The 13,420-nt window shown below is 67.1% G+C and carries 16 protein-coding genes; 2 read left to right on the top strand and 14 right to left on the bottom strand.

Features of this window, described 5'->3' with window-relative positions:
* Window positions 1-2: 2 nt before the first annotated feature.
* The 11 genes from pdhA to lipA all read right to left on the bottom strand — a co-directional run bounded on the left by pdhA (window position 3) and on the right by lipA (window position 8,933).
* Window positions 3-1,031: a pyruvate dehydrogenase (acetyl-transferring) E1 component subunit alpha gene (gene pdhA / locus ASC65_RS03995; RefSeq protein ID WP_056449746.1), complete on the bottom strand. Its 1,029-nt coding sequence runs from the start codon at window positions 1,029-1,031 to the stop codon at window positions 3-5.
* A 126-nt stretch (window positions 1,032-1,157) separates the two neighbouring features.
* On the bottom strand, window positions 1,158-1,475 hold the full coding sequence (locus ASC65_RS03990) for an FtsB family cell division protein (protein WP_056449744.1): 318 nt from the start codon (window positions 1,473-1,475) through the stop codon (window positions 1,158-1,160).
* Between the two features lie 143 nt (window positions 1,476-1,618).
* Window positions 1,619-2,896 carry a phosphopyruvate hydratase gene (gene eno / locus ASC65_RS03985; RefSeq protein ID WP_056449741.1) on the bottom strand — a complete coding sequence of 426 codons (1,278 nt, stop codon included), beginning with the start codon at window positions 2,894-2,896 and terminating at the stop codon, window positions 1,619-1,621.
* Between the two features lie 82 nt (window positions 2,897-2,978).
* Window positions 2,979-4,313, bottom strand: coding sequence for an MFS transporter (locus tag ASC65_RS03980; RefSeq protein WP_056449739.1), 1,335 nt, complete (start codon window positions 4,311-4,313; stop codon window positions 2,979-2,981).
* A gap of 24 nt (window positions 4,314-4,337) precedes the next feature.
* Window positions 4,338-4,955 (bottom strand): hypothetical protein, encoded by a 618-nt coding sequence (locus ASC65_RS03975; RefSeq protein WP_056449737.1) that lies wholly within the window; start codon window positions 4,953-4,955, stop codon window positions 4,338-4,340.
* Between the two features lie 94 nt (window positions 4,956-5,049).
* The gene (rpmF, locus tag ASC65_RS03970) at window positions 5,050-5,232 is read right to left on the bottom strand and encodes a 50S ribosomal protein L32 (RefSeq protein WP_056449735.1); all 183 of its coding nucleotides are present in this window, start codon (window positions 5,230-5,232) and stop codon (window positions 5,050-5,052) included.
* 113 nt (window positions 5,233-5,345) lie between these two features.
* A complete protein-coding gene (locus ASC65_RS03965) occupies window positions 5,346-5,861 on the bottom strand; it encodes a GNAT family N-acetyltransferase (protein ID WP_056449733.1) in 516 nt (171 codons plus the stop codon).
* Window positions 5,861-6,391: a GNAT family N-acetyltransferase gene (locus ASC65_RS03960; protein ID WP_056449731.1), complete on the bottom strand. Its 531-nt coding sequence runs from the start codon at window positions 6,389-6,391 to the stop codon at window positions 5,861-5,863. Before ASC65_RS03960 ends, ASC65_RS03965 begins: the two co-directional genes overlap by 1 nt.
* Window positions 6,384-7,496, bottom strand: coding sequence for an NAD(P)/FAD-dependent oxidoreductase (locus tag ASC65_RS03955; RefSeq protein ID WP_056449729.1), 1,113 nt, complete (start codon window positions 7,494-7,496; stop codon window positions 6,384-6,386). The genes ASC65_RS03960 and ASC65_RS03955 overlap by 8 nt, the downstream gene beginning before the upstream one ends.
* Window positions 7,493-7,963, bottom strand: coding sequence for a type II toxin-antitoxin system RatA family toxin (locus ASC65_RS03950; protein ID WP_056449727.1), 471 nt, complete (start codon window positions 7,961-7,963; stop codon window positions 7,493-7,495). Before ASC65_RS03950 ends, ASC65_RS03955 begins: the two co-directional genes overlap by 4 nt.
* 7 nt (window positions 7,964-7,970) lie before the next feature.
* Window positions 7,971-8,933 carry a lipoyl synthase gene (gene lipA, locus ASC65_RS03945; RefSeq protein ID WP_056449725.1) on the bottom strand — a complete coding sequence of 321 codons (963 nt, stop codon included), beginning with the start codon at window positions 8,931-8,933 and terminating at the stop codon, window positions 7,971-7,973.
* Between the two features lie 176 nt (window positions 8,934-9,109).
* Between lipA and ASC65_RS03940 the strand changes: the two genes are divergently transcribed.
* Window positions 9,110-10,663 (top strand): AMP-binding protein, encoded by a 1,554-nt coding sequence (locus ASC65_RS03940; RefSeq protein WP_056449723.1) that lies wholly within the window; start codon window positions 9,110-9,112, stop codon window positions 10,661-10,663.
* A gap of 66 nt (window positions 10,664-10,729) precedes the next feature.
* Window positions 10,730-11,122 carry a DoxX family protein gene (locus ASC65_RS03935; protein ID WP_200939781.1) on the top strand — a complete coding sequence of 131 codons (393 nt, stop codon included), beginning with the start codon at window positions 10,730-10,732 and terminating at the stop codon, window positions 11,120-11,122.
* Here ASC65_RS03935 and ygiD read toward each other — a convergent pair.
* The 3 genes from ygiD to ASC65_RS03920 form a co-directional block, all read right to left on the bottom strand.
* Window positions 11,119-11,883, bottom strand: coding sequence for a 4,5-DOPA dioxygenase extradiol (ygiD, locus tag ASC65_RS03930; protein ID WP_268750051.1), 765 nt, complete (start codon window positions 11,881-11,883; stop codon window positions 11,119-11,121). The two genes, ASC65_RS03935 and ygiD, sit on opposite strands and share 4 nt — an antisense overlap.
* Window positions 11,884-11,946: 63 nt before the next feature.
* A complete protein-coding gene (locus tag ASC65_RS03925) occupies window positions 11,947-12,453 on the bottom strand; it encodes a hypothetical protein (RefSeq protein WP_056449719.1) in 507 nt (168 codons plus the stop codon).
* Entirely contained in the window at window positions 12,440-13,315 is an 876-nt protein-coding gene (locus ASC65_RS03920; protein ID WP_056449717.1) for a M15 family metallopeptidase, read from the bottom strand. Before ASC65_RS03920 ends, ASC65_RS03925 begins: the two co-directional genes overlap by 14 nt.
* Between the last annotated feature and the right edge of the window lie 105 nt (window positions 13,316-13,420).

The following is a 13,420-nucleotide window of genomic DNA, read 5'->3' as shown; positions in this document are numbered from 1 at the left end:
GATCAGGCCTCCACGTAGACGTCTGTATAGAGCTCGGACGGATCCGGCTCCGGGCTTTCCTGTGCGAACTGCACGGCTTCGGCGACGATCGCCTTGATCTCGTTGTCGATGACCTTCAGCTCGTCCTCGGTGGCCTTCGCCTGTTCGAGGAGCAGCTTCACGTGCTCGATCGGGTCGCGGGTCTTCTTGACCTCGTCGACCTCCTCCTTGGTGCGGTACTTGGCCGGATCCGACATCGAGTGACCGCGGTAGCGATAGGTCTTCACCTCAAGGATGAAGGGGCCGCCGCCTTCGCGGGCGCGCTTCACGGCGCGGGCCGTGGCGTCGCGGACCGCGAGCACATCCATGCCGTCAACCTGCTCGCCCGGGATGCCGAAGCTGGCGCCGCGCATGTACAGCTCGGTCGTCGACGAGGCGCGCTCGATCGAGGTGCCCATGGCGTACTGGTTGTTCTCGATGATGTAGATGGCCGGCAGCTTCCACAGCTGGGCCATGTTGAAGCTCTCGTAGACTTGGCCCTGGTTGGCCGCGCCGTCGCCGAAATAGATGAACGAGACCGAATCGTCGCCGCGGTAGTGGCCGGCGAAGGCCAGGCCAGTGCCCAGCGCCACCTGGGCGCCGACGATGCCGTGACCCCCGTAGAAGCCGGTCGGCACGTCGAACATGTGCATCGAGCCGCCCTTGCCCTTCGACGAACCGCCGATGCGGCCCGTGAGTTCGGCCATCACTTCCTTAGGATCCATGCCCGCGGCCAGCATGTGGCCGTGGTCGCGGTAGCCGGTGATGATCTTGTCGTGGCCCTGTTTGACGCTCTCCTGAACGCCCACCGCCACGGCCTCCTGGCCGATGTACAGGTGGCAGAAGCCGCCGATCAGGCCCATGCCGTACAGCTGGCCCGCACGCTCCTCGAAGCGGCGGATGAGAACCATCTCTCGGTAGAAGCGCAGCAGGTCCTCCTTCGAGGCCTGGGGCGTATTGGGCAGCTTCGCCGCCTTGCTTGAATCACTCTTGGCGGCGGGGGCCTTCGCCATACCGTCTTCTCCCGGCTGGGCCCTTCGCCAGGTGGCGAAACGGGGGCCTCTTGTCGTTACGGAAAGGGGCTTTAGCAGCCTTCGTTCCCGAAACGCAAAGCGGGCTGGCTTGGCTGTAACGAAAGTTCACGCCGCCGGGGCGGAGCCCTTTGTCGCAGCGGGCGTGGAGACCCGGATCACATAATCGCGCGGGTCGGCGAAACCGAGCACGGCGCGGGCCCGCTCTTCCAGCAGGTCGCGCGACAGGCTGTTCGTGCGGAGGTAGCGAACCCGGATCTCGAGGTCCTGCCTTTGCTCCATGATTCCAGCGAGTTGAGCTTCTCGCCGGGCGAGCATGGCGTCGCGTTCATGACCACTCAGCAGGCCGCGCTCCCCCGTGAGGGCCTGAACGCCGAGGTAGGCGATCATCGTCAGAAGAATTGCTGACGGCAGGTACGGTTTCATCCGCTCGGGCACTGACGGACGCTCCTTCTGAGCGTGGACTCACGATTGACGGAGTCTGACCGAAAATGCCTAACGAACCGTAGCTTGACCGTAAGACCTGCGGTCCCTCCCCCCGCGCGGGCGAAGGGAGGGAGCCGGGAACCTTACTTCAGCAGCATGCCGGCGCCGAAATAGTCGCCCTGGTCGCCCAGCATCTCTTCGATGCGGAGCAGTTGGTTGTATTTGGCGGTGCGGTCCGAGCGGGCCAGCGAGCCGGTCTTGATCTGCCCGCAGTTGGTGGCGACGGCCAGGTCGGCGATGGTCGAGTCCTCGGTCTCGCCCGAGCGGTGGCTCATGACGGCGGTGTAGCCCGCGCGGTGCGCCATATCGACCGCATCCAGGGTCTCAGACAGCGTGCCGATCTGATTGACCTTGATCAGGATCGAGTTGGCCAGACCCTCGCCGATGCCGGCGGCCAGACGGGCGGGGTTGGTCACGAACAGGTCGTCTCCGACGATCTGGACGCGGTCGCCCAGGCGGTCGGTCAGGAGCTTCCAGCCGTCGAAGTCATCCTCGGCGCAGCCGTCCTCGATCGAGACGATAGGGAAGCGCTCGCAAAGGTCGGCCAGGTAGTTGACCATGCCCTCGGCGTCGAACGTCTTGCCTTCGCCAGCCATGACGTACTTGCCGTCCTTGAAGAATTCGGTGGCGGCGACGTCGAGGCCCAGGTGGAAGTCCTCACCGGCCAGGTAGCCGGCCGCCTGGCCCGCCTTGGTGATGAAGGCCAGAGCTTCCTCGGCCGAGGCCAGGTTCGGGGCGAAGCCGCCCTCATCGCCGACGTTGGTGTTGTGGCCGGCGTCCTTCAGCTGCTTCTTCAGGGCGTGGAAGATCTCCGCGCCCATGCGCAGCGCCTCGGAGAAGTTCTCGGCGCCGGTCGGCAGGATCATGAACTCCTGGATGTCGATCGGATTGTCGGCGTGGGCGCCGCCGTTGATGATGTTCATCATCGGGGTCGGCAGGATGCGGGCCGAGACGCCGCCCAGGTAGCGGTGCAGGGGCAGGCCGGCCGAGATGGCGCTGGCCTTGGCGCAGGCCAGGCTGACGCCGAGGATGGCGTTGGCGCCCAGGCGGCTCTTGTTCGGCGTGCCGTCCAGTTCGATCAGGGCGGTGTCGATGCGGCGCTGGTCTTCGGCGTCCATGCCCGAGAGCGCGTCGAAGATCTCGCCGTTGACGGCGTCGACGGCCTTCTGGACGCCCTTGCCGCCCCACAGATCCTTGTCGCCGTCGCGCAGTTCGACGGCCTCATGCGCGCCGGTCGAGGCGCCCGAGGGCACGGCGGCGCGGCCGAAGCTGCCGTCCTCGAGAATGACATCCACCTCGACCGTCGGATTGCCGCGGCTGTCGAGGATCTGGCGGGCGACGATGTCAGCGATGTCGGTCATGGGAGGACTCTGTTCTTTGAGGCGGCGGTCAGACGCCGCGTTTAGCCCGTAGCGCTCTGCTCCCGCAAGGAACGGATGACCGTCAGGTCCCAGGCGCGGCCTGCGTCACAGGCGTGTTTCCGGCCCGATAGGCGGCCGAGAGTTGTCGATAGTAACGCGAGTTGAAGGCGATCAGCGTCATGATCACCCCGAGGATCCCCGCCAGGGTGAAGACCAGGGCGATCCCCCGCTCCGGCCCGCGGCCGAACCAGTCGCCGATCAGATCGGCGCCGGCGCCGTCGGTCATCAGCGGAATGAAGACGAACTGGGTCAGCGGGCCGATCAGGAAGGCGGTTAGCGGCGAGGCGGCCAGTTCAACCGACATGGCGAAGCCGAACACCCTGCCCTGCCGCTCGTAGGGCACGACCTTCTGCAGAGTCGTCTGTTCGGCGGCCTCGGCATAGGGGCCGAGGAACAGCCAGATGAAACAGCCGATGGCCAGCAGCGGGATGGACGACTGGATGGTGAAGACGGCGCTGACCGACCAAACCGCCAGGTTGACCAGCAGCAAGGTGCGCAGCGGATTGGCGCCGAGCCCGGTGCGGGCGATGACGATCCCGCTGAGGATGAAGGCGCAGGAGACGAAGGCCCAAAGCAGGCCCCAGGCGCGGACGTCCATGAGCGACAGTCCGTAAGCGTCCATCAGGGCCATGAAGACCCCGCCCAGGAAGTTGTTGAAGGCGGCGAAGAAGATCAGAGCGAACAGGCCGGGGACGGCGGCGATGATCCGGATGGTGCCCCGAAGGTCCATCCGTTTCGGCTCGGCGGGCTGGTCGGACGGCGCCTCGACGCGGGTCTCGTCCACCTTCACGAACAGCAGGTGGGCGAAGGCCAGGAAGGTGAAGCCGAGCGCGAAGACCAGGGTGTAGAGCATGCCGCCCCAGGCGACGAGGAAGCCGCTGACCGCCGAGGTGGCGAGGAAGCCGACTCCGCTGACCATGCCGACCAGACCGTTGGCCTTGTCGCGTCGGTCCTCGGGAATCAGCAGGGTGACCAGGGTCGCCAGGGCGATGCCTCGGGGATTGCCGGCAATGACGCCGATCATGACCAGGGCGATGAAGGCCCAGAGCCCCACCCCGTCGACGCGGGTCAGCGACCCCTCCGGCGACAGCACCAGCACCACGAGGGAGACGCCGTAGAGCAGGAAGGAGACGGCGCTGGAGGCCAGCATGACCAGCTTCTTGCGGTGATGGTCGACGAGGCTGCCGAACCACATGCCCGACACCGCCGTCAGCACAAGATAGACACCGGCGATCATGCCGGTGGCGAAGACCGAGCGCGTCTCCAGATAGACCCAGAAGGTCAGGGCGAACCACACCGTGAAGTTGGTGATGTTGGCGACGAGGGTGTTCGCCAGCAGGTGATGGAACGGCTTCACGGCGGGCTCCCCCGTAGGCTCGGGTCAGGCGCAGCCTTCGACATATTCGATCGAGGGGCCGCCGCCGGCGATTCCGGACACCTTGCCGTCGCCGCCGATCTCGTACTTCACGCCGCGGGCGGCCGGGCTCGTGTGGTCGCTGCTCGACCAGGCGGTGACGTACTCAGCCGGCGCGTCCTGATATTTGTGCGGCGTGACGGTCGCGGCGGAACCGTAGACGCGCTTCACCTCAGCGGCCGGGTCGCCGATGTTCAGGGCTCGGTCGGTTTCGATGGCGGTGTTCTTGCGCAGCCAGACGCTGGTCAGCCGGCCGCCCTCAAGCATGACGAGGAGGCCCTCGGGAGCCCGAGACGGGTGGAACATGTCACAGGATTCGGGATCGGCCCCGCCGACCGCATTCGGATTCGAATCAGCCCCCAGGGCGGTCTCGACCTCGGCCTTGGTCATGCCGATGCGCAGGGGGCCGAACCCCTGGGCCGTCAGCTTGTCGGCGGCGGAGACCGGCGCCTCGGGCGTAGTGGCCGCAGGCTCCGCCGGCGACCCGGGCGCCGGGGCGGCGTCCTTCGGTTCAACAGGGTCAGGCGCGCCGCACGCGGCGAGGCTGAGCGCGGCGATCGAAGCGAGCGCGAGGGGGCGGATCATGGGCGTCTCCAGCTGTTGAGCTGGATTGAACGCACGAAAACGGCGCGCGGTCTCCCGCGCGCCGTTCGAAAGGCTAACAGCCGAGTGGAAAGACCTAGTCTTCCTTCGGGGTCAGGACCTGGCGGCCACGGTAGGTGCCGGTCTTCAGGTCGATGTGGTGCGGGCGCTTCAGCTCGCCGGTGTCCTTGTCTTCGACGTAGGCGTTGGTGCCCAGGGCGTCGTGGGCGCGGCGCATGTTGCGACGCGAGGGCGATACTTTGCGCTTCGGAACGGCCATGTCCGTCTCAATCTTCTTAAAGTCGGCGCCGGTGAAGGCGCGAAAACAACAGCGGCGGCCCCCGGAAGAGCCGCCACGCGAGCGCGGGCTTATGCCTCAATGCGCCCGGGAGTTCAACCCCGCTGACGCGCATCCCATGCGGCCCGTGAAAGCCCATAGTACAGGCTGTCCATCCAGACCCCTCCGACCTCCCAGGTGCGCTGCGCCGAACCGGTGCGCACGAAGCCGAGTCGTTCGAGCAGGCGAATCGACGCGGCGTTGGCTGGATCGACGTCGGCGGTTAGCTCGTCCAGCGGCCGGGTGGCGAAGACATAGGCGATGGCGGCGCTGACCGCCTCGCTGGCCAGCCCCTGACCCCAGTGGTCAGGATGCAGGATGTAGCCGACCTCGGGCAGCTTCCAGAAGCCGGCCTTGCCGATCACCCGACCGTCCAGCTCAATGACGAAGTCGGGATGATCGGGGCCGTTCGCGATCATGCTGTCGAGCCAGGTGCGGCTCCGCTCAAGGCTCTCGTGCGGCGGGGTCGACCACCATTGGGTGGCGCGGGGGTCAGACAGGACGGCATGCATCGCGTCCAGGTCGTCCGCCTGGGCGCCGCGCAACACCAGCCTTTCAGTGACCAGTCGCATCAGTCGAGCGCCCGCTCCATGACGATGAAATACAGGTCATCCCGGAGCGGCAGGCCGAAGCGGGGATTGCCATAGGGGAACGGCAGGGTCTCGCCGGTGTCGGCGTAACCCAGCCGCTGGTACCAGGAGACCAGGGTGTCGCGCTGCGGGAAGACCGAGATGCGCGAGCGACGGGCTCCGAACCGCTCCGCCAGAAGAGTGTGCACGGCCTCGACCAGCTGACGGCCGACGCCGCCGCCCTGAAGCGTCGGGCTGACCGAAAGCATGCCGAAGTAACCGGTCTGTTCGCCGCGGTCGGCATAGAGGATGCAGCCGACCAGCGCATCGCCGCGCCAGGCCGTCAGCAGACCCTGCTTCGGATCGGCGAGAACTTCAGCGAGGTCTTCGGGGTCAGTGCGCTGACCGCCCAGCAGATCGGCCTCGGTCGTCCAGCCGGCGCGCGAGACCTCGCCGCGATAGGCGCTCTCGATCAGGCGGTGCAAAGCGGGAATGTCGGCGGGGCCGGCGTCCCGGAAAGTCAGCTCAGTCATGCTCCAGCATTTCGGCGACCCGCTCGCCGATGGCAAGCGAGCTCGTCAGCCCAGGACTCTCGATCCCGAACAGGGCGACGAGGCCGGAGAGCCCATGGTCGTCACGGCCGCGCAGTTGGAAATCGGGCTGATCGTCACCGGGGCCGTGCAGCTTCGGCCGGATGCCTGCGTAGTCAGGGACCAGCGCGCCTTCGGGCAGACCCGGCCAAAAGCGGCGGATGTAGCGCTCGAACTCGGCGGCCTTGCCGGGATCGACGGAATAGTCCTCGGCCTCGACGTAGCTGAGGTCAGGACCGAACACGCCCTGCCCGCCGAGGTCCCTGCGGTAATGTGTGCCGAGCGCGCCCGGGATCGGCGGCGGATAGATCAGACGCTCAAACGGTGCCTTGCCGGTCAGGCGGAAGTAGATCCCTTTGCCAAGGTGGCCTTCGGGGATGCGGTCCGCCGGATAACCTTCGATCCGCGACGCGACCGCCTGGGCGGAGAGGCCGGGGGCGGTAACCAGCAGGCGCGAGGTCAGGGTCGCGCCGCCCTCCCCGCCCGCCGTAATCGTAAAGCCGCCGTCCGGCAGCGGCTCGGCGCGCTCGAAGGGCGTGGAGGCCACCACCGAGCCTCCCGCGTCCTCGATCTCCCCCTGCAGGGCCAACATATAGTCGTGGCTCGCGAACAGGCCGCTCTCCGGCGACAGGATCGTCGAATGGGCGTTCAGGCCCGGCTCGAGCGCCTGCGCCTGGGCGCCGGTCAGGTGCTCCAGACCCTCGACGCCGTTGGCGACGGCCCGCTCATAGATGGCCTCGATGCGGGCGACCTCGGCCTCTTCGGTGGCGACGACCAGCTTGCCGCATTTGCGGTAGTCGACCTTGTGGCTGTCGAGGAAGGCGTAGAGGGCGCGGCGGCCCGTGACGCACAGTTCGGCTTTCAGCGAGCCGGTCGGGTAATAGAGGCCGGCATGGATGACCTCGCTGTTGCGCGAGGAGACGCCCTGGCCGATGTGCGGCTCGCTCTCGAGGACCAGAACCGACAGTCCCCGCTTCGCCAGCGCCCGGCCGCAGGCCAGGCCGACCGCGCCGGCGCCTACGACCGTCGCGTCGAAGTCGAAGGTCACGGAGCTGTCTTCGAATTCTGGGGGGCGTAGAGCGCGTCGGCCCTCGCCTCGAAACAGGCCATCAACTTGGAGACCGCCCGGTCGAAATTGGCCTGCAGCATCATGTCGAGCATCCGCGAGCGAAAGGCGAAGTCGATCATGAACTCGATGCGCGTACCCGCCGGGTCGGGGAAGAACTCCCAGCGGTTCTTCAGATGGTGGAAGGGGCCGCGCAACAAGCCGACCTCGACCATCGGCCTGTTCTCGTCATGCCGCACCCAGGTCGAGAACCGTTCCTTGAGGAAGGAGAAGCCGACCGAGGCCTCGGCGTCGACGACGCAGATGCCGGGCCGCTCCTCGCGCCGGTTCCAGGTCCGCATGCCGGTGACCCAGGGCACGAACTCCGGATAGGCGCCGACGTCCGCGACCAGCTTGGCGAGCTGCTCGGGCTGATACGGAAGGATCTTGGTGACGCGGTGGACGGCCAAGCGCGGCTCAGCGGCCGGTCTGGGCCAGACGCGCGGCCTTCAGCCGGGCGAAGTCGTCGCCGGCGTGGTGCGAGCTGCGGGTCAGCGGTGAGGCCGAGACCATCAGGAAGCCCTTGGCCCGGGCGATCGCCTCATAGGCCTTGAACTCTTCCGGCGTGACGAAGCGCTCGATGGCCGCATGCTTGCGGGTCGGCTGCAGGTACTGGCCGATGGTGATGAAGTCGACGCCGGCGGAGCGCATGTCGTCCATCACCTGCATGACCTCTTCCTTGGTCTCGCCCAGGCCGACCATGATGCCGGACTTGGTGAACTGGTTGGGGTCTCGCTCCTTGACCATCTGGAGCAGGCGCAGGGAGTGGAAGTAGCGGGCTCCCGGGCGGATCTTCAGATAGAGCCGCGGGACGGTCTCGAGGTTGTGGTTGAAGACGTCCGGGGTTGCGTCGATCATCACCTCGGCCGCGCCGTCCTTGCGCAGGAAGTCGGGAGTCAGGATCTCGATCGTCGTGCCGGGCGCCTGCAGGCGGATCTGGCGCACGACCTCGGCGAAGTGAGCCGCGCCGCCGTCGACGACGTCGTCTCGGTCCACCGAGGTGATGACCACGTGGTTCAGGCCCATCTGCTGGACGGCCAAGCCGACCTTGGCGGGCTCTTCGGGATCCAGCGGCTGCGGCAGGCCGGTCTTCACATTGCAGAAGGCGCAGGCCCGAGTGCAGGTGTCGCCCATGATCATCAGGGTGGCGTGCTTCTGGCTCCAGCACTCGCCGATGTTCGGGCAGGCGGCCTCCTCGCAGACCGTGTGGAGACCCTTCTCCTTCACGATCGCCTTGGTGGCGTTGTACTGGCCCGACCCCGGCGCCTTCACCCGCAGCCAGTCGGGCTTTTTCAGCACGACGGAGTCCGGGCGGTTCTGCTTTTCGGGGTGACGCAACTCGGCGGGCGTCTTCGTGAGGGTGTCGATCAGGGTGACCAAGACGTCTCGGCTCCGGGCGGTACGAAGGCGCTATGTCGTCCTTCCACAAGGCGAAGGCAAGGCGGCTGTCCGCCTCACGGCGGGTAACACATCTTTTCAACCCCGTTACGCATCTCTAGTTTGCGCATTCAGAAAAAGGGCGCGGGGGGAACCGAGGCCCGCACGGAGGCTGTCTTTTGCGCGTACCCCTGGACCTGAAGGCCGGCGAAGAAACGATCTTCGACGCCTTGATCGCCGCGCGGGAAACCTTTGGCGACAAGGAGATTCTGGAGGACCAGGATCGCAAGCCGCTGACCTATACGGGCCTGATCCGCGCCGCCTTCGTGCTCGGGCGCAAGATCGCCGCCATGACCGAACCGGGTGAGCGCGTCGGCATTCTGCTGCCCTCCAGCATGGGCGTTGTGGTCACCTATTACGGCCTGCATGCGCACGGCCGCGTGCCGGTGATGCTGAACTTCACGTCGGGCGAGCGGAACATCAAAGCGGCGATCCAAGCCGCCGGCGTGCAGAAGGTGCTGACGGCCAAGCGCTTCATCTCGCAAGCCAAGCTCGAGGATCTCGTGGACGATCTGGCGACGGTGGCCGAGATCGTCTGGCTGGACGACGTGCGCAAGACCATCGGCCTGCCGGACAAGCTCTACGGCCTGATGGCCGGGCTGATGCCGAAGCGCTTCCGGGTGAAGACCGAGCCGCACGATCCGGGCGTGATCCTGTTCACCTCGGGCAGTTTCGGCGCGCCCAAGGGCGTGGTCCTGAGCCAGTGGAACCTGGTCGCCAACTGCCGTCAGGTGGCCCAGCACATCGACCTGAAACCAGAGTGGGTGATGTTCAACCCGCTGCCGACCTTCCACTGCTTCGGCCTGACGGGCGGCGTGCTGCTGCCGCTGCTGCAGGGGATGAAGGCGTTCCAGTACCCTTCCCCGCTGCACGCCAAGCAGATCGTCGAACTGCTTCCGGATGTGAAGGCCTCGATCCTGTTCGCGACCGACACCTTCCTGAACCAGTACGCCCGCGTGGCCGGGCCGGACGACTTCTCGACCCTGCAGTTTGTCGTCGCCGGCGCCGAAAAGGTGCGCGACGAGACCCACCACCTGTTCAACACCCGCTTCCACGGCCTCAAGCTGCTGGAGGGCTATGGCGCGACTGAAGCCTCTCCGGTCGTGGCGGTGAACCATCCGGACCGCAACCGGCCGGGCACCGTGGGACAGGTTCTTCCGGGCCTCGACTGGCGCCTCGATCCCGTACCCGGCATCGACGAAGGCGGCCGCCTTTTCCTCCGCGGCCCTAACGTCATGGAAGGCTATCTGTCGCCAGAGGATCCAATGGCGATCGAGCCGCTCACCGGCGGCTGGCACGATACGGGGGACATCGTCGACATCGACGACGAGGGCTATGTCTCGATCCTCGGACGGGTGAAGCGGTTCGCCAAGATCGGCGGGGAGATGGTCTCGCTGACGGCGGTCGAGGGCCTGGCCAGCGCCGTCTGGCCCGAGGCCCGGCACGCAGTGGTCTCGATTCCGGACAGCCGCAAGGGCGAGAAGCTGGTCCTGGTCACCGACCGCAAGGACGCCGACGTCGCCCGCCTCGCCGAATGGGCCCGCAACCACGGCGCGCCCGAGCTGGCGGTGCCCAAAAAGATCATGCGCGTCGGCGAGGTGCCGGTGCTGGGCACGGGCAAGACCGACTACGTCGCCATCCAGCAGATGGTCGAGGTCGACAAGGCGGCCTGACCGCCAATCTTTGAACTGATCCCGACTCGGTTACACACTGGCGGCCTCGCCATGAGGAGGGCTGCCATGTTCAACCGTGTCTCAGCGTACCAACCCCAGCTTCTCAGCGTGCTGCGCATCGTCGCCGGCCTGCTGTTCGTCTGCCACGGCACTGCCAAGGTGCTGGGCTTCCCCGTCGTACCGGGCGTTCCTGCGCCCGGCCTGAGCGTACCGGGGCTCTCCGGCCCGCTGGAACTGATCCTCGGGACCCTGTTCCTGCTCGGCCTGTTCACGCGACCGGTCGCCTTCCTGGCGGCGGGCTTCTGCGCCGTCGGCTACTGGATGATCCACGCGCCGCAAGGACCGTTCCCGATCCTCAACGGCGGCGAGACCATCGCCCTGTACTGCTTTGTCTTCCTGTACTTCTTCGCCGCCGGTCCGGGGCCGTGGTCGGTCGACGCGACGATGAAGCGGGCCTAACCGATTTTCACGCCCGTCATCGAGATCGAACCACCCTCGATGACGTCATTGAAGAAGCTCACGTCGTCGCCCGGCAGGCGCTGGGCGGCGACGTAGAGCAGCGGAAGATAATGTTCGTCGGTCGGCACGCTCATCTGGGCGTCCTCGGCCAGGCCGACCCAGTCGACGAGGGCGTCGTCATCGCCGCGGATCAGGGCGGATTTGACCGCCTCGTTGAAGTGGCTCGCCCATTCGTATGGGTCGCCGCCGGATCGCTTCCAGGTTCTGAGGTTGTGCACGAAGTCGCCGGAGCCGGCGATGATCACCCCCTCGTCACGCAGAGGACGCAAGGCCTTGGCCAGTTCATAGTGGCCGCGGGCGTCGAGGCGCTGGTTCAGGGACAGCTGCACGACCGGCACGTCCGCTTCAGGCCAGACATGGGCCAGCACCGACCAGGTCCCGTGATCCAGGCCCCATTGCGTCGTCTGCACCGCGCCGGTCAGCTCGGAGACCCGCGCCGCCAGTTCGGGCGAGCCGGGCGCCGGATACTGCATCGCATGCAGTTCGTCCGGGAAGCCGCCGAAATCATGGATGGTTTCCGGCCGTTCCTGGGCCGTCACTCCGAGCCCGCCGGTCTCCCAGTGGGCGGAGATCATCAGCACGCCCCGGGGCTTGCCGACCGCCTCGCCCAGCGCACGCCAGCCATCCGCATGGACGCCGCCTAGGGCGTTCATGGGGGAGCCGTGACCGAAGAAGATGGCAGGCTGACGGGGCTGGGACACGACGACTCCATTCTGTAACTGATGAAGTATCTAATATGGGGCGAGCCCCTTCCCTCGCAAGCCTCAGGCCTGGCTGATCCTCGGCCCGATCGGGCAGACCCGGTCGTAGAAGGCTGGATCCGCCGGAACCTTGCCACCCTGCAGCAGGCGGAAACGGTGCTCCACCACCATGGCCTGCTGCTCGATGTTCAAGTCGCCCCAGGCGCAGTCCATGCCGACCGGGTATTCGTAGGACGACGGCTTGTCGCCCGCGCGGATCTTGCCGGTGATCAGGTTCACGCCCTGCTGCGCCTGCCAGACATGGGTCAACTCGTGGATGAAAGTCGCCCGCAGCTTCAGGGACTCTGCGGCGATGTCCGCCGGGAGCGTCCGCCAGGGCCAGACGATCCATTCGCGGGCGAACCAGCGACCGGGCACGAAGGCGCGGTCGAAGGGCCAAGGTGAGGCCAGGAACCGGATGCGGTCGAGATCGAGGGCGTCCCCGAAGGCGCTTTCGGCCAGCACCCGTTCGCCGTGAGTCAGCGTCCGGCTGCCGAGCGGCCGGACCGGCCAGGATTCAAGGACCGGCATAGCCGCCTGTCGGGCTCACCCACTCCCAATGCCAGGGCTCGTAGACATAGGGCACGAAGCCGAAGCGGCCGGCGTTGGCCACCAGCCAGCGGTAGGTGGCGCCGCGGGTCATCTGCCGCCGGCTTTCCGGCGAGGTGTTGTCGACGCCCATGCCGTAGCCCTGTCCCACGTACAGGTCGACGGCGGTTCCAGTCCGGTGCGGCGAACAAACGGCGCGGCGCAGGCCGTCGCAGTTGCCCTGGGCGGCGCAGCGGGCGGCGTCGGCTTCGGGATCCCGGAAGGCCGAGAAAATCTGCAGGAGCTCCGGATTGGCTGCGACCTCGGGCACTTCAGCGCGGGCCGCCGCGACCATCTGGCGATACGCGTCCAGCACGTCACGGCGCAGCAGCCGGGTCAGGCGATCGGCGTGTTCCTCCGACTCGACCAGGTATCCGAGCTGGTACAGCGGCGGCGGCGCCGGGCACGGCTCCTCGCGCACCCGGGCCATGATGAAGGGTCGGCGGCCCTGCCAGAGGCCCTTGAAGACCAGGAAGGTCTCGGTGTCGAACCAACCGGTCGCCGGCAGGGCGTTGGCCGCCTGGAACCCGGCGAGAGCCTGGGCGAAGCGTGGCGAGTTCGGTGCGCAGTTGGTGCCGATCTCCCTCTGGATCAGCGGCAGGTAGATCTCCCAGCCCCACTCAGCAGCGCCGAACGGCGTCCATTCGAGCGAGTAGAACGAGACCGCATTGGCCATGGTCGGGCCGGCCCATTCGGCCTCGCCCGCGTCGCAGACTTCGGGCCCGCGCTCCTGGGCCCTCGCAGGTCCTCCGAAAGCGAGAACCGCGACGGCGCTGAGGGCCAACAGGACGGCACGCATCGACATGGGGGGATGGTGACCCCGAACGCCGAGTCCCGGCAAGAGGCTTCACGCGAACGTCGGCGAGCGGGACCGCCGGGCACGTCTCGCGCGCCGGCGGCAAAGGCGGCA

The sequence above is a fragment of the Brevundimonas sp. Root1279 genome, from assembly GCF_001425945.1.
In the GTDB taxonomy this organism is placed as follows: domain Bacteria; phylum Pseudomonadota; class Alphaproteobacteria; order Caulobacterales; family Caulobacteraceae; genus Brevundimonas.
Note: the sequence above shows the minus strand (reverse complement) of the source record. Positions and strands in the feature narration are given on the sequence as shown.

What these genes read in the sequence shown, in the direction of transcription:
- pdhA (WP_056449746.1), bottom strand. Translation starts at nt 1,031, where the DNA reads ATGGCGAAGGCCCCCGCCGCCAAGAGTGATTCAAGCAAGGCGGCGAAG.
- ASC65_RS03990 (WP_056449744.1), bottom strand. Translation starts at nt 1,475, where the DNA reads ATGAAACCGTACCTGCCGTCAGCAATTCTTCTGACGATGATCGCCTAC.
- eno (WP_056449741.1), bottom strand. Translation starts at nt 2,896, where the DNA reads ATGACCGACATCGCTGACATCGTCGCCCGCCAGATCCTCGACAGCCGC.
- ASC65_RS03975 (WP_056449737.1), bottom strand. Translation starts at nt 4,955, where the DNA reads ATGATCCGCCCCCTCGCGCTCGCTTCGATCGCCGCGCTCAGCCTCGCC.
- rpmF (WP_056449735.1), bottom strand. Translation starts at nt 5,232, where the DNA reads ATGGCCGTTCCGAAGCGCAAAGTATCGCCCTCGCGTCGCAACATGCGC.
- ASC65_RS03965 (WP_056449733.1), bottom strand. Translation starts at nt 5,861, where the DNA reads ATGCGACTGGTCACTGAAAGGCTGGTGTTGCGCGGCGCCCAGGCGGAC.
- ASC65_RS03960 (WP_056449731.1), bottom strand. Translation starts at nt 6,391, where the DNA reads ATGACTGAGCTGACTTTCCGGGACGCCGGCCCCGCCGACATTCCCGCT.
- ASC65_RS03935 (WP_200939781.1), top strand. Translation starts at nt 10,730, where the DNA reads ATGTTCAACCGTGTCTCAGCGTACCAACCCCAGCTTCTCAGCGTGCTG.
- ASC65_RS03925 (WP_056449719.1), bottom strand. Translation starts at nt 12,453, where the DNA reads ATGCCGGTCCTTGAATCCTGGCCGGTCCGGCCGCTCGGCAGCCGGACG.
- ASC65_RS03920 (WP_056449717.1), bottom strand. Translation starts at nt 13,315, where the DNA reads ATGTCGATGCGTGCCGTCCTGTTGGCCCTCAGCGCCGTCGCGGTTCTC.